This window comes from Algicola sagamiensis DSM 14643 (genome assembly GCF_000374485.1).
Classification (GTDB): Bacteria; Pseudomonadota; Gammaproteobacteria; order Enterobacterales; family Alteromonadaceae; genus Algicola; species Algicola sagamiensis.
The window spans coordinates 1-26619 of sequence record NZ_KB894510.1; the positions used below are offsets into that span (position 1 = coordinate 1).

The 26619-nt window shown below is 41.9% G+C and carries 28 protein-coding genes; 22 read left to right on the forward strand and 6 right to left on the reverse strand.

Features of this window, described 5'->3' with window-relative positions; genetic code table 11:
• The 4 genes from C505_RS23000 to C505_RS0119175 form a co-directional block, all read left to right on the forward strand.
• On the forward strand, window positions 1-231 hold a 231-nt coding region (locus C505_RS23000), incomplete at its 5' end, for an integrase core domain-containing protein (protein ID WP_018694259.1).
• 142 nt (window positions 232-373) lie between these two features.
• The gene (locus C505_RS23005) at window positions 374-943 is read left to right on the forward strand and encodes a DNA polymerase beta superfamily protein (protein WP_083938400.1); all 570 of its coding nucleotides are present in this window, start codon (window positions 374-376) and stop codon (window positions 941-943) included.
• 1 nt (window position 944) lies between these two features.
• A complete protein-coding gene (locus C505_RS0119170; protein WP_026318096.1) occupies window positions 945-1589 on the forward strand; it encodes a lipase family alpha/beta hydrolase in 645 nt (214 codons plus the stop codon).
• 73 nt (window positions 1590-1662) lie between these two features.
• Window positions 1663-2055: a hypothetical protein gene (locus C505_RS0119175; protein WP_018694262.1), complete on the forward strand. Its 393-nt coding sequence runs from the start codon at window positions 1663-1665 to the stop codon at window positions 2053-2055.
• Between the two features lie 58 nt (window positions 2056-2113).
• Here the strand turns inward: C505_RS0119175 and C505_RS0119180 are convergent, their stop codons facing one another.
• A complete protein-coding gene (locus tag C505_RS0119180; RefSeq protein ID WP_018694263.1) occupies window positions 2114-2584 on the reverse strand; it encodes a hypothetical protein in 471 nt (156 codons plus the stop codon).
• 241 nt (window positions 2585-2825) lie between these two features.
• Between C505_RS0119180 and C505_RS0119185 the strand changes: the two genes are divergently transcribed.
• Window positions 2826-3287, forward strand: a complete 462-nt coding sequence (locus tag C505_RS0119185; RefSeq protein WP_018694264.1) for a hypothetical protein — start codon at window positions 2826-2828, stop codon at window positions 3285-3287.
• Between the two features lie 55 nt (window positions 3288-3342).
• On the opposite strand, the gene sbcB is transcribed toward C505_RS0119185, so the two are convergent.
• Both sbcB and queC read right to left on the reverse strand, forming a co-directional pair.
• Window positions 3343-4779 carry an exodeoxyribonuclease I gene (gene sbcB / locus C505_RS0119190; RefSeq protein WP_018694265.1) on the reverse strand — a complete coding sequence of 479 codons (1437 nt, stop codon included), beginning with the start codon at window positions 4777-4779 and terminating at the stop codon, window positions 3343-3345.
• A 136-nt stretch (window positions 4780-4915) separates the two neighbouring features.
• Window positions 4916-5578 carry a 7-cyano-7-deazaguanine synthase QueC gene (gene queC, locus C505_RS0119195; RefSeq protein ID WP_018694266.1) on the reverse strand — a complete coding sequence of 221 codons (663 nt, stop codon included), beginning with the start codon at window positions 5576-5578 and terminating at the stop codon, window positions 4916-4918.
• Window positions 5579-5735: 157 nt separating this feature from the next.
• Between queC and queE the strand changes: the two genes are divergently transcribed.
• From queE to C505_RS23010, 3 genes are read left to right on the forward strand one after another with little or no spacing between them, the layout of a single operon-like run.
• Entirely contained in the window at window positions 5736-6401 is a 666-nt protein-coding gene (gene queE, locus C505_RS0119200; RefSeq protein WP_026318097.1) for a 7-carboxy-7-deazaguanine synthase QueE, read from the forward strand.
• Window positions 6401-6829: a nuclear transport factor 2 family protein gene (locus C505_RS0119205; protein WP_018694268.1), complete on the forward strand. Its 429-nt coding sequence runs from the start codon at window positions 6401-6403 to the stop codon at window positions 6827-6829. The genes queE and C505_RS0119205 overlap by 1 nt, the downstream gene beginning before the upstream one ends.
• A 36-nt stretch (window positions 6830-6865) precedes the next feature.
• Window positions 6866-8203, forward strand: a complete 1338-nt coding sequence (locus C505_RS23010) for a DNA recombination protein RmuC (RefSeq protein WP_018694269.1) — start codon at window positions 6866-6868, stop codon at window positions 8201-8203.
• Between the two features lie 48 nt (window positions 8204-8251).
• Here the strand turns inward: C505_RS23010 and C505_RS23015 are convergent, their stop codons facing one another.
• Window positions 8252-10459 (reverse strand): putative bifunctional diguanylate cyclase/phosphodiesterase, encoded by a 2208-nt coding sequence (locus C505_RS23015; protein ID WP_018694270.1) that lies wholly within the window; start codon window positions 10457-10459, stop codon window positions 8252-8254.
• A 182-nt stretch (window positions 10460-10641) separates the two neighbouring features.
• On the opposite strand from C505_RS23015, the gene C505_RS0119220 reads away from it, so the two are divergent.
• From C505_RS0119220 to C505_RS0119270, 12 genes are all read left to right on the forward strand, one after another.
• A complete protein-coding gene (locus tag C505_RS0119220) occupies window positions 10642-11007 on the forward strand; it encodes a response regulator (protein ID WP_026318098.1) in 366 nt (121 codons plus the stop codon).
• Window positions 11008-11013: 6 nt separating this feature from the next.
• Window positions 11014-11286, forward strand: coding sequence for an STAS domain-containing protein (locus C505_RS0119225; protein ID WP_018694272.1), 273 nt, complete (start codon window positions 11014-11016; stop codon window positions 11284-11286).
• Window positions 11287-11292: 6 nt separating this feature from the next.
• A complete protein-coding gene (locus C505_RS23020) occupies window positions 11293-13383 on the forward strand; it encodes a chemotaxis protein CheA (RefSeq protein ID WP_018694273.1) in 2091 nt (696 codons plus the stop codon).
• On the forward strand, window positions 13383-13901 hold the full coding sequence (locus tag C505_RS0119235; protein WP_018694274.1) for a chemotaxis protein CheW: 519 nt from the start codon (window positions 13383-13385) through the stop codon (window positions 13899-13901). The genes C505_RS23020 and C505_RS0119235 overlap by 1 nt, the downstream gene beginning before the upstream one ends.
• Window positions 13888-14382: a chemotaxis protein CheW gene (locus C505_RS23025; protein WP_018694275.1), complete on the forward strand. Its 495-nt coding sequence runs from the start codon at window positions 13888-13890 to the stop codon at window positions 14380-14382. The genes C505_RS0119235 and C505_RS23025 overlap by 14 nt, the downstream gene beginning before the upstream one ends.
• Before the next feature lie 168 nt (window positions 14383-14550).
• The gene (thrS, locus tag C505_RS0119245; protein WP_018694276.1) at window positions 14551-16464 is read left to right on the forward strand and encodes a threonine--tRNA ligase; all 1914 of its coding nucleotides are present in this window, start codon (window positions 14551-14553) and stop codon (window positions 16462-16464) included.
• Between the two features lie 28 nt (window positions 16465-16492).
• Window positions 16493-17035: a translation initiation factor IF-3 gene (infC, locus tag C505_RS0119250; protein ID WP_083938401.1), complete on the forward strand. Its 543-nt coding sequence runs from the start codon at window positions 16493-16495 to the stop codon at window positions 17033-17035.
• Window positions 17036-17131: 96 nt separating this feature from the next.
• A complete protein-coding gene (rpmI, locus tag C505_RS24140; RefSeq protein WP_083938402.1) occupies window positions 17132-17329 on the forward strand; it encodes a 50S ribosomal protein L35 in 198 nt (65 codons plus the stop codon).
• A gap of 20 nt (window positions 17330-17349) precedes the next feature.
• A complete protein-coding gene (rplT, locus tag C505_RS0119255; RefSeq protein ID WP_018694278.1) occupies window positions 17350-17706 on the forward strand; it encodes a 50S ribosomal protein L20 in 357 nt (118 codons plus the stop codon).
• Between the two features lie 235 nt (window positions 17707-17941).
• On the forward strand, window positions 17942-19027 hold the full coding sequence (locus tag C505_RS0119260; RefSeq protein ID WP_018694279.1) for a methyltransferase domain-containing protein: 1086 nt from the start codon (window positions 17942-17944) through the stop codon (window positions 19025-19027).
• A gap of 4 nt (window positions 19028-19031) precedes the next feature.
• A complete protein-coding gene (locus C505_RS23935; RefSeq protein WP_018694280.1) occupies window positions 19032-19754 on the forward strand; it encodes a tRNA-dependent cyclodipeptide synthase in 723 nt (240 codons plus the stop codon).
• A 212-nt stretch (window positions 19755-19966) separates the two neighbouring features.
• A complete protein-coding gene (locus C505_RS0119270) occupies window positions 19967-20338 on the forward strand; it encodes a NirD/YgiW/YdeI family stress tolerance protein (RefSeq protein ID WP_018694281.1) in 372 nt (123 codons plus the stop codon).
• 39 nt (window positions 20339-20377) lie between these two features.
• Here the strand turns inward: C505_RS0119270 and C505_RS0119275 are convergent, their stop codons facing one another.
• Window positions 20378-21265 carry a LysR family transcriptional regulator gene (locus C505_RS0119275; RefSeq protein ID WP_018694282.1) on the reverse strand — a complete coding sequence of 296 codons (888 nt, stop codon included), beginning with the start codon at window positions 21263-21265 and terminating at the stop codon, window positions 20378-20380.
• Between the two features lie 124 nt (window positions 21266-21389).
• On the opposite strand from C505_RS0119275, the gene C505_RS0119280 reads away from it, so the two are divergent.
• Entirely contained in the window at window positions 21390-22307 is a 918-nt protein-coding gene (locus C505_RS0119280; protein WP_018694283.1) for an MBL fold metallo-hydrolase, read from the forward strand.
• A 527-nt stretch (window positions 22308-22834) separates the two neighbouring features.
• Here the strand turns inward: C505_RS0119280 and C505_RS0119290 are convergent.
• Window positions 22835-23125: a putative quinol monooxygenase gene (locus tag C505_RS0119290; protein WP_018694285.1), complete on the reverse strand. Its 291-nt coding sequence runs from the start codon at window positions 23123-23125 to the stop codon at window positions 22835-22837.
• Window positions 23126-23385: 260 nt separating this feature from the next.
• Here C505_RS0119290 and C505_RS0119300 point away from each other — a divergent pair, with 260 nt between their 5' ends.
• Window positions 23386-26610, forward strand: a complete 3225-nt coding sequence (locus C505_RS0119300) for an ImpA family metalloprotease (protein ID WP_018694286.1) — start codon at window positions 23386-23388, stop codon at window positions 26608-26610.
• The last annotated feature ends 9 nt before the right edge of the window (window positions 26611-26619 follow it).

Sequence of the window (26619 nt, forward strand, 5' to 3'; positions counted from 1 at the left end):
AAGAAACACAAAATCACATTGATGTACATCCAGCCAGGTAAGCCAACTCAAAATGCTTATGTGGAGCGATTTAATCGAACAGTGCGACATGAATGGCTTGATATGCATGCATTTGAATCAGTGGAAGAAGCCCAACAACAGGCAACTGAATGGTTGTGGAATTACAACAATGAACGGCCCCACTCGGCCATTGGAGGCATTCCTCCAAGACAGTTAATGAACGTAGCTTAGGAATTTCTACGAATAACTGCTGCTAGAAATGGGGGGATTACATTAGGTGTGTACCAAATTGTGTCCTTCTATAAATACATCGATTAATAAGAAGAGTAAAAACAACTAAATATCAATTTCTTAAGTTGAGTCTTGCAACTGTCTGGAAAACAACCCGAATATCATCGACAGCTTATATGTCCCGCGTCATTGTGTGTTGCATAGTAGCTCGATTGCGGAGCATATCCGAGAAAATCGACAGTTGTTTTTGCATAAAGGATGTTGGCATAAGTTTAAAGGCTATGCCTATGGGCAGCTGAATAAAATGCGATCCAAAGAGCCGATAGGTAAGCGTAAAGAACTCATTGAAAAGTATGGCTATGATGTTAAATTTGCTTATCATGTTGTACGGCTCTTGAACGAAGTTGAACAGCTGCTCACGGAGCAGGATCTCGATTTAATGCGGAATGCTGAGCAGCTCAAAGCTATTCGAAATGGGGATTGGTCACAAGCAGCACTGGAAGATTATTTTTCTCGAAAAGAACCACACTTAGAGTCGCTTTATCAGGCGAGCTCGTTACCTGATATGCCCAATACGGATGCTGTGCGGCAATTACTCGTTGATTGTTTGGAACAACACTATGGCTCATTAGACGCAGCGGTTACTAAGATGGATAAATCCAGTCGAGCACTGGCGGACATACGAAAAATTCTGGATGGATATGAAAGCTGAAATGAATGAATACGTGGTGCTATTACATGGATTGGCACGGACTCCTCGTGCAATGGAGACGTTAGAGAAACAGTTGACGCAATCGGGTTATACGGTGATGAATGTTGGTTACCCATCACGTCAATATCCAGTTGAAGAGCTTGCACAAAGGACCTTTTGTCATATTTTACAGCAGCTGCCTGAAGGGATGATTTGCCACTTTGTAACCCATTCGATGGGAGGGATTTTATTGCGTTATTTTCTCTCTAAAAATAAATTCCCGCAGTTGGGGCGTACGGTCATGCTTGGCCCACCGAATCAAGGGAGTGAAATCGTAGATAAACTTCATCATTATCCAGGATTTTATCTGATGAATGGTCCTGCAGGGATGCAACTTGGAACGCAACAAAATAGCATCCCTAAAAATTTAGGTGCGGTGGATTTTGAACTTGGTGTCATTGCTGGATATCGAAGTATCAATTTACTGCTTTCATCCTTCATTTTACCGGGTAAGAATGATGGAAAAGTGACAGTCGAAAGTACTAAAACTGAAGGGATGTCCGATCATCTCATTTTACCTGTGACCCATACTTTTATGATGAAAAACAAACAGGTGATCCAACAAGTGATCCACTTTCTGTGTCAAGGAAAGTTTGCGGGAAATTGATAAGTTTTTGATCGAGGTCAAATTGACTACAGAAATATGATTTGATAAAAGTATTTCCCTTTTGGAGGTACTTATGTTAAAAATTCGTAGTTTATTGATTTCCCTAATCTTTGTATTCTCATTTTTGGCTCAAGCAGAGGAGACTTTTATTTTCTGTGCACACCCACAAGGCGACTACTGGTATTGGCCACTAGATGAAAATGAGGAAAAATATCCAATAGAGGGTGAATGGGATAGTTATGATTTTGTGGCGCGTTCATACTTCCATGCACTGACGATTTCCCAAGAACAATACCGTAATGCGAAGCGTTTATGTCGCGCTGGGGATGTACCACAACCCGCTGACGGGACTTATTCTAAGTGGCATATATTCCGTGTTAAAAGAGCAAATGGGAGCTTCTATTTTGCACCAGGGAGTCGCTCTAACTATCGGTCACTTGAGGACTCTTTCCAGTTAAGAGTGTAATGGGTATTTCAGCCACCTCTTTTACTGAGGTGGCTTTCATTTCATCGTTGGTCGTTGCTTATTCTTGGCTCAAACTTTTGAGAGCTTCTAAAGCTTTTTTCCCTTTAAGTCCAGTCAGACGAAACGAGTAGGGTTGTGTAGTCGACGTCGAGTTTGAGTAGACGGCTTTTCCATTAATCAGGAGCATGACTTCCTGGTCTGCTTCTGGAACGATTTCCTTTTTACCAAGAGTGGTTCTGATCGTTGCAGTATTGATTTCTTGTTCGTCGACCAAGGTGGTCATAAGATGACTTTGATACATATCAGTAAATGACGCGAGTTCATTTGCAGCACGATCTTCTAGTGTGATCACCAAGGCATAATCCTGATTTGTTTTATCATATTTGAGTGCTGCATTCAGTTGCTCATTTTTTACAGTTAATTTGGCGGGTTTTGGGCTATGGGGTATCCCGACTCGAAACTCCAGTGCTGCTTGTGACTGTGCGGAGAAGAGTACGATAAGTGGGATGAGCAAGTGTTTCGATTTCATGGTCGTTCTCATAGGACTTGAAAGAAAATTAGATGATCGGGTTTGATGAAAGTTCAGCACTTTACTGAGATGACAGGGCCGTTGTCAAACTGTAATTAAAACCATACAAAAATTATGGGAATAAATTGTGATGGCGCATTGCTTTAATCGTTATTCAGGCCCTAATATGGAGCGGTTGGCGTAGAGTATTCAAGTTGGACTCGTCAATCTCAATCAACGGAATAGAATAAGGAAAGACTCAATGTTCAAAAAAATGATGTTAAAAAAAACACTCTTTGTTGCTGCATTATTTGTCTCTCAATCAGCCCTTGCAACCGTGACTGTCTTTGTCGAAAATGATTCTCGTACAGAAGACGCAGTATTTTTTAGTAAAGACTCGTCCATTTCTGTTTTCTCACCAGATCCTGCCCTGGTGATCCCAAGCGAAGGGAAGGTTCAATTTCAGGTGAATAGTACGGTATCCAATGTGACAGTCGTCGATTTCGAATATGGCTTTGAAGGTGGTCTTGAGCCGAAGTGCCACTTCCGTTTTACAATTATTCGTGATTATAGAACTGGGAATATGGTTCCGCAGCGGATCATCGCGGATGACGAAGATGGTAGTTATCGTGATAAAGCGGTTTGCTCTGGTCGACTCAAGGCATTTAACCTGCAAACTGGTGAAGCGATTGTCAATTTTTCCATCAATCGCCGTACATTCTAATTGGTACTTAAAAATTGACCCCATCTTCTGATGGGGTATTTGACGAGCTTATCTTTTAAAGCTCAGAGGCGTACTGGAACAGCGCTTTTAAAATTCCCATTTTATGGGCATCGGATTCATACTCGTGAACCAGATTTTCTAATTCCATTGTAAAATCTGCCATGGTAAGGTTTGGTGAGTCTTCGCCATCCATCAGCTTTGCCTTCCGATAAGCTTGCCAAACATTTGACTCTTCAATCGTTAATGTACCTGGGTAATTCCGTGCTTTATAGCGAAGAAATAGCTTCTCAAGGCGTGGGTCTGTGAAATCCAATGTCAGTTGTCCCAGCGCTTCTGGTGGGCAGTTGCGGATCCGTTCCATTTGTTCTTTATCCGCAGGACTGAAAAAGCCATCATAAAGTTGATAGTCGACATTTTCTGTTGCCGGGTAGTCTTTTTGTTGCTGGTAGACTTGGGCAACGATTTCTCTGATTTGTGAATGCGCTTGAAGGACTTGTAAATGTTTTAAGCAACGTTCGCGATCAATACCAAGTCGCTGTGCGTTTTCTGGAAGTAGTGTTTTAGCGGGTGCGAGAACTGGGCACTTGTTGATATGCACGAGCTTTAAGCCGATCCGTTCTTCTGGATCTGGCAACTCATCCATTGGTGTATAAAGACGCTCAATGATTTCTTCAACAGATAAATCTAACAAGAGCTGCGGGTTATAATTTAAATTAAAGCAAATCACCGCATTTTTATTGTCTGGGTGATAGGACAGCGGCGCCACCCAGGTTGTACAACCGTTTTGTGAAGGTAGCTTGGAAGAAACATGCACCAAAGGTGTCATTTGATAGACATCAATGAGTTCGCTGACTTTTCCTTTTTGACGGAGTTGGAACAGAAAGTCATACAATTTCGGCTGTTTTTCTTTAATCAGTTTTGCCATAGCAATTGTTGCGTACACATCAGACATCGCATCATGTGCACTTTCATGGGCAATACCATTCGCTTTGGTCAGATCTTCAAGCTTAAAACTTGGACGCCCATCTTCGTGGGTAGGCCATTCGATGCCCTCAGGACGCAGCGCATAACATGCTCGAACCATATCGATGATATCCCAGCGTGTATTCCCATTTTGCCATTCACGCGCATATGGGTCGTAAAAGTTTCGATAAAAGCCGTAGCGTGTCACTTCATCATCAAAACGAATACTGTTATATCCAGCCACGCACGAATTTGGCTGACTCAATTCTTGATGGATCTTTTGGAAAAATTCAGCTTCAACCACCCCATGTTTTGTTGCATGTTGGGGAGTGATCCCGGTGATAAGACATGCCTGCGGGTGGGGAAGGTAGTCATCTGCGGGCTGACAATACAGTGTAACGGGTTCGCCGATAATATTGAGATCCAGATCGGTTCTTACGCCAGCAAACTGGCTCGGCCTGTCTTTTTGTGGGGTTGCGCCCCAAGTTTCATAATCGTGCCAAAAAATTGTGGGAGGATGCTTTGCCATGCTGAAAACTGATTCAATTCTTTATTGATGGGGGCGAGTATATCCCAGATAATTCAGGGGTTCTATTGCCACAGAGATAAGACCCTTAATCAGTTGAGTATTGACCAAGGGTCGCGAAGTATGATTTATCTTTATATCACACGGCCTCGTATGCCAAAGGATCCGTTGCATGGTTCTCAGCGAAAGCTTCCAAACGCTCACGGCATGAACCACATTTTCCACAAGCTTTTTCGCGACCATTGTAGCAGGTCCAAGTATATGCATAGTCCAGCCCCATCGATAAACCATCTTTGAGGATCTCAATCTTATCGTTATTGAGATAAGGGCAAACAACATCAATGGTTTCGTAGTTGGCGATAGCACATACATCTCGCATTTTCTCGACAAACTCTGGTCGGCAGTCTGGATAAATGGCGTGGTCGCCAGAATGAGCACCATAATAGACCTTGTCCGCACCAATAGACACTGCATAGCCAACAGCCAATGAGATCAAAATCATATTTCGATTTGGGACGACAGTTGATTTCATGTTTTCTGAAGCGTAGTGACCTTCTGGGACATCAATATCATCTGTGAGTGCAGAGCCACCAATCAGTTGGTTAATCGCCGTAATATCGACTATTTTGTGATTAATCCTGAACATATCACAAACATTTTTTGCAACATCAAGTTCTTTTACATGACGCTGACCATAATTAAAGGAAAGGGCATATACGTCGTAGCCATCTTGTATTGCACGGTGCAGCACAGTATATGAATCCATTCCACCAGAATAAATGACAACAACTTTTTCCGACATAATTCTCACTCTTGGATTAGTTTCGATATAATACCCGGCCGCACGGAGCTCTGACGGTCGTCGGGCTTAGTGAAATTTGAAATATAAACACGGTACGCATTGTACTGCATCGCGTGTTGATTAAGAAGTAGTATCCATAAGATTTAAGGTGGTTAATTTGTACAAGATGAACGAGGTGTTCGAAACCATTCAAGGTGAAGGAAGCTTTACTGGAACACCATCAATCTTCGTCAGACTACAGGGATGTCCAGTCGGGTGTGCCTGGTGTGATACAAAACACACTTGGGAAATCGATCCTGAAAAACTGACGTCAATCGAGTCGATTGGAGGAAAAACAAAAGAAGATGATTGTTGGGCATCGATGAATGCTGGATCACTTCTTGCTTATTTTCAGGTACGTCAATTTTCTGCAAAACATGTAGTGATCACCGGGGGTGAGCCTTGTATGTATGACCTAGTTCCTTTATGCGAAAGTTTGCATCAGGATGGATACACAACGCAAATTGAGACCAGTGGTACATTTGAAATTCAAGCACCGGAGAATACATGGGTAACAGTTTCGCCTAAGATTAATATGAAAGGTGGTTATCCAGTTTTAGCATCAGCGATGCTGCGTGCCAACGAGGTCAAACATCCAGTCGCGATGCAAAAGCATGTTGAGGAGCTGGAAGCGTTATTGAATGAAACGCAAACACAGGATAAGCTGATATTTTTACAACCCATTAGTCAACAAAAACGAGCAACTGAGCTTGCGATCAAAACGTGTATTGAGAAAAATTGGCGATTATCTATCCAGGTCCACAAATATTTAGGAATTGAATAATGCCCGTAAATGATCTTGTAATTCAATTTTTTGAGAAGTATTCCAAAGCATATGCTAGTTATGATTTGGAATCTGTTGTGAGTATGTTTTATGTGCCATCTTTGCTCATGTCTGATGATGATAAGCTTGCCGTGACAAGTACAGAAATACTTCGTGAAAACACAGAGTTGGTTTTGCAACAGTATAAAGATTTAAATGTTGCATCAATTAAGCCGAATATCCAGCATGTTTTAAAGCTTTCCGCGAGTATGTGGTTTACGACTTTAGAGTGGCACTTTTATGATGATCAAGAGAATGAACTTTACGATTGCCGAACATCATATACCTTGCAAAAAAGTGGTGAAAACTTAAAAATCCTTGCTGTCGTTGTGGATGATGAAAAAGATGCTTATGCGAAAGCGGTCAATAAAATGCAGCAAGATAGATAATAAAATTAAATGATTTAGAGCTTAAATAAAACAACAATGACTGAATTCCTGCTTCCATTCATGATCACGGCAGGCGTGCTTCTCGTCGTGATCTTACTCCTTGTTATCCAAATCTTACGCCGTCATAACCATACTGAGCTGACATTGGCAATGGCGCAATTGCAAGAGCAAACATTACAAATTATACAGAATAATCAGGCGTTTCAAACCCAGCTCAGCCAACAATTGCAAGAGCAGTTGGGACGCATCGATCAAAAAAATGCAGGGCAAGCATCACTTCTACAGCAACAAATCGCGATTTTTAGGGAGCAGTTATTAGAAAAGGTGCATCAACAACAGCTCCAACTATTGCAAGGTCAGTCGACATCATTTGAGAAGCTCTCTGAGCAATTGAATCAAACCACAAGGTCCTCCCGTGAAGAGTTGGCCAAATCTCTACACCAATCTACCGAGACGTTGAATCAACGGATGGCCGAGCTGAGTGATCGAACCGATCTTCGCTTAAAAGAAATTGGTGGCCAGGTCGAAAAACGGCTTTCAGAAGGCTTTGAGAAAACGACACAAACTTTTCACGATATCCTTAAACGCTTGGCACTTATTGATGATGCGCAAAAGAAGATCACTGAGCTATCGAGTAACGTCGTAAGTTTACAGGAAGTTTTAGCGGATAAGCGCAGCCGTGGGGCATTTGGAGAAGTGCAACTCTCTGGGCTGATCCGAAATATGATGCCGGAGCAGCATTTTTCCTTCCAGCATACGTTGAGTAACGGCAAAATAGCGGACTGTGTTTTATTCTTACCGCCACCAACCGGAAACATGGTGATTGATGCGAAGTTTCCACTGGAAAGCTACCGGAAGATGATGGACGAACAGTTGCCACAATCAGAACGAAAATTCGCCGAGCGGCAGTTTAAGCAAGATATCAAAAAACATGTGACTGATATTCATTCCAAATATTTGATCCCGGGAGAAACATCGGAAGGAGCGATCATGTTTATACCCGCAGAAGCTGTCTTTGCAGAAATTCATGCGCACCACCCAGATATCTTGGAATATGCTTATCAACAGCGGATCTGGTTAACTTCACCGACCACGTTAATGGCTGTTTTAACGACGGCTCGCTCTGTCTTAAAAGATGAAGCGACGAATCAACAAATTCACTTGATTCAGGACCACCTTGTCAAATTAGGCCAGGACTTTGGTCGATTTAGAGTCCGATTTGATAACCTTGCGAAGCATATCGATCAAGCAGCTTCTGATGTGAAGCAGATCCATACCTCTGCGCATAAAATATCCAGTCGGTTTGAACAGATTGAGCAAGTTGATTTAGGAGAGTTGGAACAAGGGATTGGACAACGTATCGAGCTTCCATAAATGGATAATCATTGCCCAGCGTGAATTGACGAAAGATCAACAGACCCTCTAGAACTGAGTAGGAATATGTTGACTGTGTTTGAGTAATAGTTTAGTTAAGTCATCAGCACTCATGGGCTTGCAGTAATGAAACCCTTGACCAATCACACATCCATTTTTGATAAGAAAATGAACTTGCTCTTGGGTTTCGACGCCTTCAGCGATGACATCTAACCCGAGGTTTTTTGCAAGGGTGATGATGGTTTGGGTGATCTGGCTGTCTTCTCGATTGCTTGGAATATTAGCAATAAACGATCGATCTATTTTTAAACAGTCAATGCTGGAATTTTTCAAGTAGGCTAAGCTCGAGTAGCCAATTCCAAAATCATCAATAGAAACTCGGATCCCATGGTTCTTCAGCGAATTTAAAAAATCCAGATGGAACTGAACGTTCTCCACAAAAATTTCTTCGGTAAACTCAATCTCTAACTTGCCCTGTGGGATCTCATTTTCTGTGAATGAACTCATAACCACATCGGTAAAGTGTGGGGACTGAAGCTGCCGAGAAGAGACATTCACGGATACAGAAAGGTCTGTAAACCCAAGATGGTGCCACTTCGCAAGTTGTTCACATGCCGTTTTCACCACATATTCACCAATGGGTAAAATGAGACCTGTATCTTCTGCGATAGGGATAAACTCTGCGGGTAAAATTAAGCTGCCATCATGATCAACCCATCGAACAAGGGATTCGACTCCGATAATTCTGCCTGATTCCATCTCAACTTTAGGTTGGTAGTAAACAATGATTTCATTTTTGGACAAAGCGGAGCGTAAGCGTTTGTTTACTTCAAGCTTCGTGGCGTTATATTCGTCAAGATCGGATGTATAAAAGTGATATCGATTTCGTCCGTCTCTTTTGGCCTGAGCTGTTGCTTGCTCGGCGCGGCGGATGACTAAATCAGCTTCTTCTCCGGCAAGTGGTGCAATAGCAACGCCGATGCTGGATGTGACATAGACATCATAACTTTCAATGATAAATCGTGTATCTAACGCTTTAAGAATTTGATCAGCAAGCTGGAGGATCTTCAGCTGATCGGTGATTTCGTAAAACATGACGCCAAATTCATCGCCACTAAAACGACAAACGAGGCTGTTTTGGGGCATGATTTTCGCAAGGCGTTCGGCCACTTTATTCAGCAATGAGTTCCCAATATTGTACCCTAAAGCATTATTGATATCCGCAAAGTGGTCGAGATCAAGAAAATAAACTACCAGGTTTTCGCCTTGGCTGATTGCACTTTTTAATTTTTCTTCCAACTCGCGTTCGAATGCTCTTCGATTACTGAGGGATGTGATGGGATCGTGTTCCGCCAGAAAAGAAAGTTGCTGTTGAACTTTTTCATTTTCCTCAACTTGCTTTTTGAGCGCAAGGTTGGCGTGGTTCAATTCAAGGGACTTGTAATGGGTTGCAAGAAGTAGATAGCTGAGAAATGACAGGATACCTGTTAAGAGGATCCCAATATACAAGGCTAAGTATTGAAAGTCTGTCCAACTCACATCGATGCGTTCTTGAGTCGGCCACAGGTCGATAATCAGGCTCGATTCATTGAAAGTAATTTCAGCGCGGTTGCCCCAATCTTCTTTTAAACTTTTATCGGCGTAAAATTGATACACACTGTCTTTATTCGAGAATATTTCCAGTTGATAATTTTCGCTGAGATGGCTTCTGATCATGTTTTCAAACAAAGATTTACTATTGTATGAAAACATAATTAAACCCACCGTATGGTAATCATCAATAATCGGTGAAATGAGCACCAAATCTTTTTCATTTGCCAATAAATTTGGCTCACGGCTTGAAGAGCTTTTGAGTAACGCAAAGCTACTCGTGACGATGAGAGAGTCCTTATCCAGTGTTTGTTTAATTTTTCTTGGAGCGGCATTTAGAATTTCTTGTCGGCTGTTGACATAGGCAATAAATTTGAGATGGCGATTTCTCTTAATAATACTGTTCGCTTTATTTGACCATTGATCTCTGGTGGGAAAATAAATGGTTTCATCGGATTCACTGAACCATTTAACTAGCAAAGCCTGCTGGGCCAATTGTTGCGACAGTTGTGTTTTGACCTTGAAAAGCTCGTTTTTGAAGCCTTCCGAAAGATGGGAAGATTGATCTGCATTTAGTCGAAAAAAAACATTCCCTGAGATAAACAAGCCCAGGAGGAAAACGGCAATGGGAATGAAGTGTCTATATTTCTCAACAATTTGAATCAAGGCTCATAGTTTCTTTCATTAACTTCTTGAATTAAAAATAATCCTCCTACAGTACAAACGCAAACTTTCAGTTGGATTAACTTTACTTTAAACCTGACTGCGTCAACAATTTATACAGGCGCGATCGGGGATTGAGTCGTGATATTGAGTATGAAGAAAAAAGATGAATGGGAATCCTGCACATGTCGAAAACTATTTTAATTGTTGATGACTCTGCTTCGCTACGTCAGGTTGTCAACATTGCTTTATCCGGTGCGGGGTATCAAGTCATTGAAGCTGAAAATGGCCAAGACGCTTTGGATAAGCTGAATGGGCAGAAGATTCATCTTATCATTAGTGACTTTAATATGCCCATTATGAATGGCTTGGAATTTTTAAGAAATGTAAAGCAAAACCCAATTTATCGTTTTACGCCCGTGATCATGCTTACAACGGAGAACCAAGACCAACTCATTCAACAAGCAAAAGATGCAGGTGCAAAAGCATGGATGACAAAACCTTTTAAACCGGAACAGGTCATTGCAACTGTCTCTAAGGTAATCGTTTGAGAAATTATGCAACAGAAAATTAATTTGCCAAATGAACTGACATTACCATTTATCAGGGAAGTTTATTCTGACATTCATTTTCAGGATGGTGTTGAAGCATGTCAATTGGATTTTAATCTGGTTGAAGAGATTGACAGTAGTGGTATGCAATTAATGTTATTGGTCATGAAAAAAGCAAGATCAAAGAATATAGAGCTCGAATTTATCAATGTCTCACAGGGTATTGAACATTTTCTGAAACAATTTCAGCTTTCGCCGGAATTCGAGCCATTGGAGTGATATGTTTTGGATGTCTCCGCCGCATTTCATACTTTTATTGAAGAAAGTGCAGAGCTTCTTATTGAATACGAAGAAGCAATGCTGGCTCTGGAATCCAACCCAGATGATCAAGAGCTGCTCCACCAAGCATTTCGAGCTGCACATACGATTAAAGGGAGTGCGGGGTTATTTGGCTTAGATGTACTTGTAGATTTTACGCATCACCTTGAAAGTGTCCTCGATGCCCTACGCGATCAACAACTTACTGTTTCTGAAACAATCCTTTCTTGTTTAATTGAGTCGAAAGATCATGTCAAAGATTTATTGGATCACCTATCGGAGGACTTTGAAGGGCATTATTCGGAATCGGTGATGGAAAATCATTCACGATTGACTCAAAAGTTGGCTAGTTTTTATCAACGAGAAAAACCAATTCAAGAGACAGAGACAGAGACAGAGACAGATAAGGACAATCCGTTGATGAGTCCTGAAAAGAAACCGTGGATCCTTTACAGTAAGTTTGCACCTGATTGCTTAAAAGATGGTTTTGATCCGGCTGCAATTTTCAAATATTTTAGCCAGCAGATTACTTTGCATCGAATTTTTGTATTGGAACAGGACCTGAGAGAAGACTCACAGTTTGATCCTGAGGAATTCTACCTTTCATTTGTCTTAATATTCGAAGCAGAAGATGGCCCCCAGGCAATGAAAGATGCATTTGATTTTGTGCTGGATAGCACGACGCTCAAACTTCAGCGAGTTGAAACTGCGTTAATACATAATACTGCTTTTTGGAGTCTTTTTTCAGACAATCAAATCAGACAATCGATTGAAAGCTACCTGAATATGCATTATGCCAAGCAACTTGCACCCCAGCCGCCTGTTGAACATAGCAAGCCCGAACAAAAAGGTGCTCGCAAAAGCACAATTAAAGTTGATGCATTGAAATTAGATACGCTGATTGATCTTGTTGGGGAAATGGTCATCGCAGGTGCCAGTACCCGTTTACGTATTCATCAAAGTGGTGATGAGCGTTTAATTGAAGCAATGAATACGTTGGAACAATTGTTGGAAGATGTGCGTGATAGTGCGCTCAAACTCCGAATGGCACCCATTGGGAACGTCTTTAGTAAATTTAATCGAACCATTCGTGACGTCAGTAAAAAGCTCGGAAAGCAAACTCAGTTGGTGATCCAAGGTGGTGATGTGGAGTTGGATAAATCTTTCGTTGAAAGGCTGAGTGATCCACTGACTCACTTGGTAAGAAATGCGCTCGATCATGGTTTGGAAACCAAAGAAGAACGATTGGCAAGTGGCAAACCAGAAGCCGGTATTTTAACATTAAAAGCCAGCCATGAAACGGGAAGTATAACAATAGAGGTCAATGATGATGGTCGTGGGTTAAGTCAGGAAAAAATCCTCAGCAAAGCGATTGAAAATGGGTTAATCGAATCTGCGGATGGGCTTTCACCTCATGATATCTGGATGTTGATCTTTGAACCCGGTTTCTCGACCGCTCAATCCGTAACGGACTTGTCGGGTCGTGGTGTAGGCATGGATGTGGTCAAGAAAAATATTGATGAGTTACGAGGAACGATTGATGTCAACAGTATTGAAGGAGAAGGTACATCTTTTATCATTCGGATGCCACTGACGCTTGCGATCATTGACTCTTTTCTGGTTCGTGTAGGGACCAGTGTTTATGCGATTCCGATGGATGTTGTGGTTGAATGTATTGAGTTTAGTCCCTCGTTGTGTACGGATGTCATGAATGAAGCATTTATCAAACTTCGTGATAAATCAGTACCCTTGCTGAGTTTATTTCATGTCTTTAATGAGTCGATAGCAGAGAAAGCAAACTTTGCGGTATTAATTGTGCGTGTGGGAGACAATCTGTTTGGGCTGGTGGTTGGGGAAATACTTGGAGAATACCAAACGGTCATCAAACCGCTTGGCAATATGTTTGAGTCCTTGAAAGGGTTATGTGGTGCAACCATTTTAGGTGGCGGTGAAGTCGCTTTGATATTGGATGTTGCTGGTTTGGTCGATATGGTGTCAGGGAGTTACCCCCATTTAACCAACCAAAACCTGTCTATATCTGAGCATCTGGAGCTGTGATGGATGAAGATAAAGCAAGCTTAACATCAAGAGATCAGGCTTCAGGTGGTTTGATCCAAGTACTCACTTGTTTTGGAGGAGATCGAATCGTTGGGTTTCGCTTAAGCTCAATCTCTGAGGTGATTGAGTATACTATCATGACACAAGTGCCTCATATGCCCCCGGTACTCGAAGGTTTTGTAAATCTGAGAGGTACAGAGCTTCCTGTGATTGATCTAAACCGTCAACTCGGTGGATGTGATATGCCACTGACAAGAAAAACCTGTATCATCATCGTCGCGACAGAATATCAAGGAGAAAAAATTGAGTTTGGTATTAAAGTGGATGGTGTGTGCCAGTTACTGTCTGTGAAAGAAGAGCATGTCCTGGATCCACAAACCATGGGAGGACAGCTTCCGATTGCTTTTGTAGACTTTATGATTGATCTTGGTGCGGATGATGAAGCATTACTGGTCTTAAAAATTGATAAGGTCATGGATTTGAGTGATCTGGTGGAGACGGACCATGCCAATCATTGAATCAACGACATCCATCGATCAAACACAGCTTTTGTTCTTCTCGGTGTCTGAACATCTATTTGCATTGGGAATCGATCAGGTAAAAGAAATCCTTGAATGCCCAGATGTGACTCAAATCCCGATGACGACAAATGTGATTTACGGTGCGTTCAATTTAAGAGGACATGTTGTGCCCGTCATCAATATAGCGCTTCGATTGGGGCTTGAGTTTGATGGATTACATAAGCGTAGTAGTGTGATCCTCATCGACAAAACAACCGTTTCTTCCACAACACATGTCGGGCTATTGGTGTCTTCTGTCAAATCAATCCGTCCAGTGGATATCTCAGAACTGGAGCCTGCTCCGGTCTATGGCCTACCACTGGATCGTGAGTTGATTCATGGCATGATGTACGTCAAAGAAAAGAGCTGCTTATTACTCAATATCCAAAACCTACTCTCTCTGGATGCATTGAAAGAAACAATATTTGCGAATCAATGAAGAGATGGGTTGTAATTTTTCGGTAATTCAAAGAAAATATGCGACTGGTCAAAAGATTTTCGCTCGTGAGAAAGTCTTGGCCACGAGCAATTTTAATCGCAATCAATTTCAATATATTGACATGTGACACTTGGTAGGTGTCACCACTGGAAAGGATAAAAAATAATTATGCCTGTCATTACACTCCCTGACGGAAGTCAACGCGTTTTTGATCACCCTGTTTCTACTCTTGATGTTGCGAAGGACATCGGTCCAGGTCTTGCGAAAGCAACGATTGCAGGTCGGGTGAATGGAGAACTGAAAGACGCTTGTGATCTCATAGAAATAGACTCCAATCTTCAAATCATTACATCAAAAGATGATGACGGTCTTGAGATTATTCGCCACTCTTGTGCGCACTTGATTGGTCACGCCATTAAACAACTTTGGCCAAATACGAAAATGGCTATCGGTCCTGTCATTGATAATGGATTCTATTACGATGTTGATATCGAAGAGCCATTGACACCAGAAGATCTAGAGGCGCTTGAAAAACGCATGATGGAACTGGTGAAGACCGAATATGACGTGGTTAAAAAGGCCGTCAGCTGGCAGGAAGCACGTGATACGTTTGCATCACGTGATGAAACATACAAGATGGAAATTCTGGACGAAAATATCGACAAAGAAGACCGTCCAGGTTTATACCATCACGAAGAATATGTCGACATGTGTCGTGGGCCACATGTGCCAAACATGCGTTTCTGTAAGCACTTTAAACTGATGAAAGTTGCAGGTGCTTACTGGCGTGGTAACTCCGACAACAAGATGTTGCAACGAATTTACGGCACAGCATGGGCAGATAAAAAGCAATTAAAAGCTTATCTTCTGCGTCTTGAAGAGGCAGAAAAACGCGATCACCGAAAAATCGGTAAAACATTGGATCTGTTCCATTGGCAGGAAGAAGCACCTGGCATGGTTTTCTGGCACAACGATGGTTGGACAATTTATCGTGAACTAGAGACATTTGTTCGTCAAAAACTTGTTGAATACGACTATGAAGAAGTCAAAGGCCCATTGATGATGGATCGCTCCCTGTGGGAGAAGTCTGGTCATTGGGACAAGTATGCAGATGGCATGTTCACCACATCTTCTGAGAACCGTGAGTATGCAATTAAGCCAATGAACTGTCCTGGTCATGTGCAAATCTTCAACCAAGGTTTAAAGTCCTACCGCGATTTACCATTGCGGATGGCTGAGTTTGGCTGTTGCCACCGGAATGAGCCATCAGGCGCACTTCATGGCTTGATGCGTGTGCGTGGCTTTACACAAGATGACGCCCATATTTTCTGTACAGAAGAACAAGTACAGGAAGAAGTGATCTCTTGTATCAAGATGGTGTATGACACATATCAGACTTTCGGTTTCGATAACATTGAAGTGAAATTATCAACACGCCCAGAAAAGCGCATCGGTGATGACGATATGTGGGATCGTGCAGAAGAAAGCTTAAAGCTTGCACTTGCAGCACAAGATATTTCTTATTCGATTCTGCCAGGAGAAGGCGCATTTTACGGACCCAAAATTGAGTTTACCTTGTACGACTCACTGGGCCGTGCATGGCAATGTGGTACTGTCCAGATGGACTTCGCACTTCCGGCGCGTTTAGGTGCAAGTTATGTTGCAGAAGACAATGAGCGACGTACACCTGCGATGATCCACCGAGCGATTCTTGGGTCGCTTGAGCGTTTTATTGGTATCTTGACAGAAGAGTATGCTGGATTTTTCCCATTGTGGCTTGCGCCAAAGCAGGTTGTAGTGATGAATATCACGGACAAACAGTCAGACTATGTCAATCAAGTCATCGAAAATCTACGAGAAATTGGAATTAGGGCAACAGGGGACTTGAGAAATGAGAAGATTGGCTTTAAAATTCGCGAGCATACTTTAAAACGTGTCCCGTACCTATTGGTTGTCGGTGATAAAGAAGTTGAAGCAGGCGAGGTTGCGGTCAGAACACGTAAAGGTGAGGATCTTGGCAAGTTTTCACTTGATGCATTTAAAGAAAAAGTACTCGAAGAAGTGAATGCACGTGCAAGATAGAATTAAATATTTCGTGGAGGAATAAACTATTAAAGGCGGAAAACGCGGGCAGGTACAAGCCCCAGAAAACCGTATCAACGGTGATATTACAGCGAGAGAAGTTCGTCTTACAGGACTCGATGGTGAACAAATCGGGATCGTCAGCCTGAAAGAAGCCTTAACAAAGGCAGAAGAAGCAGGTGTTGACCTGGTTGAAATCAGCGCAACGGCGAACCCGCCAGTTTGTCGAATTATGGATTACGGCAAATTCCTCTACGAGAAGAGTAAAGCTCAAAAAGAGCAAAAGAAGAAGCAGAAACAGATTCAGGTGAAGGAAGTGAAATTCCGCCCTGGTACAGATGAAGGCGACTATCAGGTAAAACTACGCAACCTGAAGCGCTTTTTAGAAGGTGGCGATAAAGCTAAAATCACACTGCGTTTTCGTGGTCGTGAGATGGCTCACCAAGAGTTGGGCATTGAATTGTTGAACCGTATCAAAGCGGATCTTCAAGACACTGCTCAAGTGGAGTCTTTCCCGAGTCGTGTGGAAGGACGCCAGATGATCATGGTACTCGCCCCACTGAAGAAGTAGTAAGAGCTTCCAAGTAACAAAAGCAGGGCTTGCTTGCAAGCCCTGCTTTTGTTCGCCTTGCTACATGTTGTATAACTACTCAATGCGGAGTAAACAATGCCTAAGATGAAATCAAACAGCGGCGCTGCGAAACGTTTCAAGAAAACAGCGTCCGGCGGCTTTAAGCGTAAGCAGTCTCACCTACGTCACATTTTGACGAAGAAAAGCTCTAAGCGTAAGCGTCACCTACGTCCAAAGGACATGGTGCACAAATCTGATACAGGTCTAGTCGACCGTATGTTACCGTACGCATAAGATAGAGTGGAGACTGAATAATGCCTAGAGTAAAACGTGGTGTAGTCGCGCGTGCGCGCCATAAGAAAGTTCTTAAGCAAGCGAAAGGTTATTACGGTGCTCGTAGTCGTATCTATCGCGTTGCGTTTCAAGCAGTAACAAAAGCAGGCCAGTATGCTTACCGTGACCGTCGTCAGCGTAAGCGTCAATTCCGTCAGCTTTGGATTGCTCGTATCAACGCGGCAGCACGTCAAAATGGTCTATCTTACAGCCGTTTCATTAACGGTCTTAAGAAAGCATCTGTTGAGATCGATCGTAAGATCCTAGCGGACATCGCTGTTTACGACAAAGTTGCATTCACTGCACTTGTTGAAAAAGCGAAAGAGAGCCAGGCTTAATTGGTTTTCGAAAAGAGAAAGGAATTTTCCTTTCTCTTTTTCCTATTTATACATGTCTAGTTTTTGCCCTTCAAAGTTATTCAATTGATTTACCTCCTGGATTTGTCCCCCGCATTATACTTCAGTAGTTTTACCAGACCTATGCCCAGAATGTCACGATAAACAAGGGATTGACGTTCCCAATATGACTCCTTATGATGCGTAGCTCTTTGAATCATAAAAAGTCAACGAAACTATGTATGAAGACCAACCATGTAAGCAAAACCAAGGAATTTCTAGTACAGATTTCTCCTCAACTATGCTCCAGATGATGAACCAAGGGATGTTATGTCTTGCAGTGAATCTCGGCCATCGCACAGGCCTATTCGAAGCCATGTCTGGTATGAAGCCTGCAACCTGTGATGCGATTTCACAAAATGCTGGTTTGAATACGCGTTATGTTCGAGAGTGGCTTGGGGCGATGGTGACTGGTGGCATTGTTCATTATCAATCTGAGCAAGGGCTTTATTCTCTGCCGGATGAACACGCATCAGTACTCACTCCGCAGGCAGGGGCGAATAATATGGCTCGTATGACCCAGGCTTTACAATCTCTCGCGATGGTTTCCAAGGATGTTGAGGCATGTTTCCACAAAGGCGGTGGTGTGTCATACGATGCATACCCTGAGTTTATGGATTTATGGTCTCAAGTAAATGCACAACGACTGGACTCGACGCTGATACAAAAGGTGATCCCACAAATTCCAGAGCTGGCTGCGGCATTAGACCGTGGGATTGATGTATTAGATATTGGTTGCGGTGATGGACATGCGCTTTGTCTATTGGCGAAGTCATTTCCAAGTAGCCGATTCAAGGGCATCGACCTTGTTGCTTCGAATATTCAAAAAGCGACAAAAAAAGTAGGAACACTCCAACTTACGAACCTTTCATTTGAACAATGTGATCTGACATCAACTCAGCCAAGAGGCAACTATCATTTGATCACCGCTTTTGATGTGTTGCATGATTTAGCGGATCCAGATGATGTGATGGCAGCGCTGAATAGTATATTAGACAGGGATGGCGCGTTATTGATTGTGGATATTGCGGCTTCATCAGCATTAGAAGAAAACCTCCAACACCCGGCGGGTCCCTGGCTCTATACTTCCTCTTGCATGCATTGTGTTCCGGTTTCTATGGCTCAGAATGGTGTGGGACTTGGCGCAATGTGGGGAAGAGAGCAAGCTGTTGAACTTCTAGAGAAAAATGGATTTTCTGATATCCAAGTCATGTCAGTTGAAGAAGATCCCTTTAACCATTACTTTGTTGCAAAGAAGGTATGAAACGATGGATAGTATTGATGTTGAATTACCGTTTATTGAAGAAATATCTGTTGATCGGATGCAAGTACACTGTGAATCTCCGCAATGTGAAAGGATATACCAAAATGGTGAAGCTGCAGTGATTGGGATCAGCCCATTTAATTCCTATTTCTCTGAACAACGGATCGCTGCTTTGTATGCATGGAGTCGTGCTCAATTTAAGCATACATGGTTATATATTCCAGATGAGCCAACCAAGTATACGCTAATCGCACAGGGTTACGATGAGAAAAAAGCGATTTCGAAGTCGAAAAGGCAATGTCAGTATTTAAAAAATAAAATTAACAGAGCCGTTGATTTAAGCCACGAGCAAGTCACATTGGTTGATTCTGCTTGGCTCGAAAACTCAACAGGTTATCAGGAGAAATATTCTGAAATTTTAAGTCTGTTTGAAAGCAACGATGACTTTAGAGAAGGATGTCTTGCATCTTCTCACGCAATATTGAAAAAACCACTGACGGGTCATACGCCAGTCACTAAATCTGCTTTGGATATTGCTGTAAAATATTTTTTGGCGGAGCTACCAATCTTTCTTTCAAGTGCAGAGATTTTTGAGCAAACGAGCGCTGTTTTTTGCTATCACGACCATCCTACATTCTTGAAAAATCTGTTTCGAACAAAGTCTTGGGATTTGGTGTCTGAGCAACAAGGGTTGGTGACATTGAAACCAGCGATACCAGGTGCATGATAGGGCTATTTAAAAAGGAGAGGGCGATGTTTCATCTTTTTCAAAATCATATTCACTATGATAAAGAATAAACACTTGGACAGTTCATAAACAATCAATCTATATGTCAGTCTAAATAATTAGAAAATATGGGCTAATACACAACTTTTTCTGTAATTTTGTGACATACTTCATTTTAAATACTTGATTCAATTATAAAGTGGTAGATTTCAATGACAAGTTTATTCAAACGCGCATCTCTCGTTGCACTTGCAACGCTTACATTTTCTAATGTTTCAATGGCTGCAACTCAGCAAGGTGGATTTACAGGGCCTTCTGCCTCCGCATCTGTGACAACGGTTAAAGCAGCGCTTGACGCGAAAGACAAAACACCAGTCATTTTGACGGGACATATACTCAAATCACTCGGTGATGAAAAGTACACTTTTAAAGACGCAACTGGTGAAATGACAATCGAAATTGATCAGGAAGATTGGCGTGGCGTGAATGCAACGCCAGAGATGGAGCTTGAAATCCAGGGTGAAGTTGATGCTGATATTTTAAGCACAACTGTGGAAGTTAATATTGTTCGTTTGAAAAAATAGAACGTAACATGTTTCGAGAAAGCGCCATTTGGCGCTTTTTTAGGTCTGACAATTCGCAGCAATTCGCTCAGATAATCGTTGTATAAACTGCCGGGTTTTGTAAGGTTGGTAAGCGCGACTTGTGTAGACGGCATAAACAGAGAAACCGCTCACTGGTTGATGAGGAAGCACCTCAACAAGCTTGCCAGTATTCATATCTTCTTGATAAAGCCACAATGGGCCTGAATTAATCCCTGCACCACTACGAACCAAAGTTCGAATCGCTCTGAGACTATTGACCATCAGTCGGCTATGAATGGCGCTATGAGTGAGTTTGCTGCCATCTTGAAATGCAATGTCGACATTGGCTTGTTGCCGTGTATAAAGCACAAAATGGTGCTCGTTGAGATCTTCCGGCTGCTGAGGTATACCATGTTTTTCAAGATATCCGGGGCTTGCAACGAGCACTCTAGGGATATCATTCAAACGCTTTGCGATCAGATTGGAATCTTTGAGTGAGCCTAAGCGAATTGCAACATCCAAGTTTTTTTCAGCTAAATTATCAATATCACTGCCTAAAATCAGCTCGATGGATAAGTCTGGTGACTCTTTTTGCATTTGTGTGATCACAGGCAGAATAAACTGCTCTCCCAGATCAACTGTTGCACCAATCCGCAGATTACCTTTCATCGAATTCGCTTGATGAAATACTTCTTCTTCAAGTGCTTGTTGGTTATCAACGAGCTGACGTAAACCTGCATAGTAAATTTGGCCGAGTTCAGTCGGGCGTGTTTTTGTGGTTGAACGATACAAAAGTTTTGCTTTTAAGCGATCTTCCAACGCAGCCACTTTCCTACTGACTGACGATGTTTCAATCCCTAACGCTTCAGCTACTTTTTTAAAGCTGCCAGCTTCAACCACATGAAGAAATAAGGCTTCTGGACTCATGTTTATTTATTGCAAAAATGACAAACAATAGATGTAATATTGAACCTTCCTATAAATAATTACAATAAGCTATTCTGAGGCTCAACAACTATTCAATATCAACGATACGAAAGTAGGGTGGTTTATGACCAAGGTTTTAATGCTTCAAAAGCTTTTTATCATGATCACGTTGATGACAATATCATCAGCAACGATTGCCAAAGAAATATCCAAAAACATCCATCAAATTGCCCAGAATGTGTACTCATTTAGTACAAATGGAGAGTACATTTCTATGTTTGTTGTCACGGATGATGGCGTGATGGTGTTCGAAACCATGAACTCTTATCATGCAAAGGCTATGATCAGTGAGATTAAAAAAATCACGGATAAACCGATTCGATACGCTTTTCATAGTCATAACCATTGGGATCACGCCAGTGGGGGAGCGCCTTTCATCAAAGCAGGAGCAACCACACTCGCTCATGAAGAAGCCTATGCATGGATGAAAGCAAACCCGGGTGGAGATATGACGCTCCCGACACAAACTTGGTCTGGAAACCGTAAAGATATCACCCTCGGCGACACAACAGTTGAGTTGCATTATCTTGGGATGAATCATGGATTGGGAATGACAATCTTTGTTCTTCCAGAATCAAAAGTCGCCTATGTTGCCGATATTGTCACGCCGAACCGAGTGATTTTCTCAGTTGTTCCTGATTTTAATCTGCGAGAATGGGAGCGGAGCTTGGCTGAAGTACTTGCACTAAACTTCGAAAAAGTTGTGTTTTCTCATAATGAAAAGAAACACCCGCTCAAGGCAGGTAATAAAGCTGATATAGCATCTCAGCTGGCGTACATCAGAGATTTGAGAGCAGGTTTTTTTGCCGAGTTGAAAAAAGGTACAAACCCCATATTGATCCCGAAAGTACTCAAGTTACCAAAATATAAAGATTGGGTTGGTTATGATGCGTGGTTAGAAATGAATATCTGGCGCGTCCTTGCAGATGAGTTTATGGGGCCTTTTCCCTGGAGACCAGAGCAAGCTGAGTCAAAGCAGTAATTTCGGTTTGATTTTGGTTCTTGCTTAGAATGTTCCGCATGGTGTCCTTGTGGCACCGCTTTTCAGTGTAACGATAGTTGGCATCAAAGGATGATGAATTGTGAATTGCCCACGATGCTCAAGGAACAGTCGCGTATTGTTTCTTTTCTGGATGTCAATATCATCACTATTTCTCTCCTTTTTTCAGTCAACTCATCGTTGTTGAGAGTGATCTCCCAAAAGTTTGTCGAAGCATCCTGCGTTTTATCTTGATTTATTGTACTGTACTGTACTGTGCGGTATTTCTGCCTTAAAGATGTTGATATCAGACTCCATGCTTTGCTGAGTGATTTGATCACAGGGCCAGCCCAACCGTATCTAATTGAGCGTGTAAATTTTCCGTTGGTGTTTTGAGGTATATCTTGGGTTTTTCAAAGCCGTGCATGTTCTTCTATCTCCTAATTATTTTTGAGATAGGAAAATTCAGGATGTGTGGACAGCACATTGAAGGTTCACAGAAAAATTAGCCAAAGATTTTTCCTAATTTTCTATTCAATTTTTGTCATTTCATTGAGTGCGAAAGTTTCAACCGCGTCTTCTGTGACGCTAATATAGTGCTGGATATGTGCGGAAGCCATATGCTTTTGCCAAAGCGCCCGGTTTGTCCATTGTTCAAAAAACAAGAAGAAAGCAGGGTTGGTATTATCTTGATGCAATTCATATTGTAGACAGCCTTCTTCTTTGCGGGTGATTTCGAGCAGTTTTTCAAGTTCTGTTTTTACGAGTTCAGCTTTATGGGGTTTGGCAGTAATTTGAGCAACGATAGTCAGATGGGCCATAAGTCACTCCTTCGTGTTTTTGTTAAAATATTGATTTATAATAAATAAAATAAATATATGTAATAGTTTACTGTATCTTTTGATCTGTCAGGGTGTCAACTCTTTGAGTTGAATTTGTTTCATGAGGAGTTTTACAGTTGTCAGGGGCTGTTGATCTTTCACCAATATCAGCATGGATGACCAAAATATCAACAGACCTCAGTGTTTTGTCTTATATTTAAAACGTCCTCGGGTGTTCTTTTGGTGTTGGGGCCGATGAAATGAATCGCTATTTCTCAAAGACAAAACTGTTTCCATTATTTGTTATTGTTGCACTTTCAGCTTGTTTTGGTGATGACAAAAAAGAAAGTACAGATACATCGGCCAAAGAGGTAGCCGTCAATATTGATGCCCAGTTGAGTATTGGTGGGCAGATCAAGCCAGAAAAGCTTCAAGTTACCAAAGGCAGTACAGCAACGATGACAGTGACGCCAGAACCAGGATTTGCGCTGAATTCTGTCACAGGTTGTAATGGTACTTTAGTTGAAAATCAATTCTTCATTTCAAACGCCGATCAGGACTGCACAATCAATGCAGAGTTTTTAACCAAGGCAGAAATAGCAACCCGCAAAGAAAATCACCAGCTAGCGTCAGAGAAAGAGCTGATTTCATATAGCCTCAAAACCCTTGAACAGAGCGAAAGTCAACGTAAAGATATCGTCCAACAATTATGGAAGGAGATTGCTTCCCCTCTATCTTGGCATCCAGGCAAATTTAGTGTGACTTTAACCAGCTATAAACCAGGGAGAACCTTTCAAATACTTCGATCAACACAAGATGAAAGCGGAACTCCTTCATCAGAAGGGTTGATTTATGTAGGAAAGCAAAATGAGCACCGATATGCAGCGATGGCAGGGAATATGTTTGCAGTCGATCCATCTGAAGAGACGAGTAAATTATTGAAAAATATGATCCAGTGGCTGACCGGAAAACTACCCTCCGAGCGCCTTCAGATTGTCACATCACATATTTATAGCCGTTCAGATAGCCACTATGCGCCATACAATGAAAAAATACGTGAGTGGTTCAAAACATCTTACGCTGTTGATCATGTGGTCAACGAAGCGAATACTTGCGATCAGGAACAGCTCAAGGCTTGTATTGAGAATGTGAAGCCAGATTTGATTATTCTGAGCAATAAAGATAGATCAAATCAGGGATATGAACGTCTTCGTTCGGGTGTGGAGATGGCGATTTCACAACAAATTCCGCTCATTATGAGTAACTATGAGCATGGAGAGACATCCATCTCCCGCCCGATATATCGATATATGGGACTCGTCGGAAAAAATAACTATGAGAAACGGCATCATACAAGCGGCTTAGCACAGAATGATCTCACTGCGTTACAGGAATTTGGAGCAGTACAGCAATTGCTGAAGAACCTTGAGCAACAAAAGTTCGATATGGACGCACTTCATGAGTGCGACAAAAACTATATTCATTGCGAAGATAAGGAGTTTCAGTCAGCATTTCGTGAAGGTGCACAGTGGTACCGTACAACTGCACAAACATACGATGAAAGTGGTCTCAGTGTATTTCATTCAGAGAATGATAACCCTGTGTTTGCAGCAGGTCTATTACTTGCAGATAAATATCGAAGCGAGATTGACTATCCTATCCAACAAGGTGCCTCGGCAGATTGGCAAAAAGCAATGTTTGCAGATTGGGCTGTCAGTTATGCAAGAAGAAAAAACATTGCTCAACCTGATCTCGGCACGTTTGTTCTGGATAAAAGTGACGTTGTGAAGGGAAAAAATGCACACTACAAATATCCAGACACAACGGAGGAAACGAAACAGTTTACGATCCCATATTCAGGTCAATGGACTACAACTGGGTGGTACGCTTTACCAGGAAAGGAAATCGAAATTGAACGGCTTGATAGCAGCCCAGCGATTCTAAAGATACAACTGAATTATCACCGTTCGAATACGAATCGAGCCTATCAAAAAAAGATTTATCGATTTCCCTTGGAATTGATGCAGCGTAGGTTGGTATTAAACCAAGGAGAGACGATTAACTTTTCAACACCTTATGGTGGCCCAATTTATGTCTATATGTCAGGTGATATGGACTCCTTGTCGGTTCGACTATCAGCAAAAGGGGTTGCAAAACATCCAACAATCACAGATTTTACCGATGCGGAGCAAATCACCAAGTTCGAAAAACTCGTCCTAGACTCAGAGATCCCACACGTTGATCTGCGAACAAATGGCGCTGAGCAGCATTTACGTAAAGATAAGTTTATGAAGGGTATTTCAGGGGATATACCCGATGTAAAGACGCTCTTAAAATTCATCGAGAAAGATCACTTAAAAACGGTGTACACATTGGCTGGCTTTAAGGTTCAAGGAAAAAATTTGGAGGAGTCTTTACCAGCAGATGTAAAAGAGATATGCAAAAGTGCCTTTGGTGAGAACGACTGTTTTGATGCCGATTTGCATACCCGTAAAATTATCCAGCATGCAAATTATGATCAAAATGCACACTGTGGTTCGGGTTGTTCTGGTAATCCGTGGGATGCATCTTGGGCAATCGATCCAACGGGTTGGGGAGATAATCATGAACTCGGTCATAACTTACAGGTGAAGCGCTTAAATGTACATTATGTTGAAGCGAAAGATCGAGACAAATGGACAAAATACAGCAAACGTTCAGGTGAAAACTCAAATAATATCTTCCCTTACTTTGTGAAATGGAAATCACACTTTATACGAGACAAGCAGACAACCATTATTTCTGATGGGCATATGGATCACAAAGATTTATTTTTTGCATTTATGTCTGATGCGGGTCAAGTCAAAGATAAGACTGGGAAACGCGTGGTGTTGACCCCTGATTGTAAAATCATGGATGATGGAGGAAATCGGTTCACAGCGCCATGGAAGAGTAAAAAATATGCTGTTCACAATAGTTTCCGGATGGCCTTTTATATACAAATGGCACTAAGAGCTCATGAAGAACGATTGCTGAATGGAAAGCGCTTAGACAATGGATTTCACCTTTTCACTTTGCTGTATCAACATCAACGCATATTCGGAAAATATGCGCGTTCAAAAAATGATTGGGAACTTGCACGGGATGGTATTGGGTTTAGTGAATTTCCTTTTGATGGTCATGCTGTTTACGATGGCAGTAAAGTGAAGCAAATACCAGGTAATGACTTTATGCTTGTGTCATTAAGCTACTTAACAGAAATGGACTGGCGACCTTATTTTGATATGTTTGGGCTTCGGTACTCTTCTTTAGCAGCGAATCAGGTCTTAAAAAACGCTAAAAAAGGTATGGTGAAAGTGGGAATGTATGTCTTAGAAGACGATTTACCACCGGCAAATATGACCCGTGGGTTGGAATTCCTAGAGATGAATATCTCAAACTCAAGCACAGTTTGGCCACGTGCTAAATCAGGCGCTGAAAAAACACCACTAGATTGCTCGATTTAATCGAAAGTG

Excerpts from the sequence above, each read along its gene's own strand:
- C505_RS0119170 (WP_026318096.1), top strand. The coding sequence starts at position 945 with ATGAATGAATACGTGGTGCTATTACATGGATTGGCACGGACTCCTCGT.
- C505_RS0119175 (WP_018694262.1), top strand. The coding sequence starts at position 1,663 with ATGTTAAAAATTCGTAGTTTATTGATTTCCCTAATCTTTGTATTCTCA.
- C505_RS0119180 (WP_018694263.1), bottom strand. The coding sequence starts at position 2,584 with ATGAAATCGAAACACTTGCTCATCCCACTTATCGTACTCTTCTCCGCA.
- C505_RS0119185 (WP_018694264.1), top strand. The coding sequence starts at position 2,826 with ATGTTCAAAAAAATGATGTTAAAAAAAACACTCTTTGTTGCTGCATTA.
- sbcB (WP_018694265.1), bottom strand. The coding sequence starts at position 4,779 with ATGGCAAAGCATCCTCCCACAATTTTTTGGCACGATTATGAAACTTGG.
- queC (WP_018694266.1), bottom strand. The coding sequence starts at position 5,578 with ATGTCGGAAAAAGTTGTTGTCATTTATTCTGGTGGAATGGATTCATAT.
- C505_RS0119205 (WP_018694268.1), top strand. The coding sequence starts at position 6,401 with ATGCCCGTAAATGATCTTGTAATTCAATTTTTTGAGAAGTATTCCAAA.
- C505_RS23010 (WP_018694269.1), top strand. The coding sequence starts at position 6,866 with ATGACTGAATTCCTGCTTCCATTCATGATCACGGCAGGCGTGCTTCTC.
- C505_RS0119220 (WP_026318098.1), top strand. The coding sequence starts at position 10,642 with ATGTCGAAAACTATTTTAATTGTTGATGACTCTGCTTCGCTACGTCAG.
- C505_RS0119225 (WP_018694272.1), top strand. The coding sequence starts at position 11,014 with ATGCAACAGAAAATTAATTTGCCAAATGAACTGACATTACCATTTATC.
- C505_RS0119235 (WP_018694274.1), top strand. The coding sequence starts at position 13,383 with ATGGATGAAGATAAAGCAAGCTTAACATCAAGAGATCAGGCTTCAGGT.
- C505_RS23025 (WP_018694275.1), top strand. The coding sequence starts at position 13,888 with ATGCCAATCATTGAATCAACGACATCCATCGATCAAACACAGCTTTTG.
- thrS (WP_018694276.1), top strand. The coding sequence starts at position 14,551 with ATGCCTGTCATTACACTCCCTGACGGAAGTCAACGCGTTTTTGATCAC.
- rpmI (WP_083938402.1), top strand. The coding sequence starts at position 17,132 with ATGCCTAAGATGAAATCAAACAGCGGCGCTGCGAAACGTTTCAAGAAA.
- rplT (WP_018694278.1), top strand. The coding sequence starts at position 17,350 with ATGCCTAGAGTAAAACGTGGTGTAGTCGCGCGTGCGCGCCATAAGAAA.
- C505_RS0119260 (WP_018694279.1), top strand. The coding sequence starts at position 17,942 with ATGTATGAAGACCAACCATGTAAGCAAAACCAAGGAATTTCTAGTACA.
- C505_RS23935 (WP_018694280.1), top strand. The coding sequence starts at position 19,032 with ATGGATAGTATTGATGTTGAATTACCGTTTATTGAAGAAATATCTGTT.
- C505_RS0119270 (WP_018694281.1), top strand. The coding sequence starts at position 19,967 with ATGACAAGTTTATTCAAACGCGCATCTCTCGTTGCACTTGCAACGCTT.
- C505_RS0119275 (WP_018694282.1), bottom strand. The coding sequence starts at position 21,265 with ATGAGTCCAGAAGCCTTATTTCTTCATGTGGTTGAAGCTGGCAGCTTT.
- C505_RS0119280 (WP_018694283.1), top strand. The coding sequence starts at position 21,390 with ATGACCAAGGTTTTAATGCTTCAAAAGCTTTTTATCATGATCACGTTG.
- C505_RS0119290 (WP_018694285.1), bottom strand. The coding sequence starts at position 23,125 with ATGGCCCATCTGACTATCGTTGCTCAAATTACTGCCAAACCCCATAAA.
- C505_RS0119300 (WP_018694286.1), top strand. The coding sequence starts at position 23,386 with ATGAATCGCTATTTCTCAAAGACAAAACTGTTTCCATTATTTGTTATT.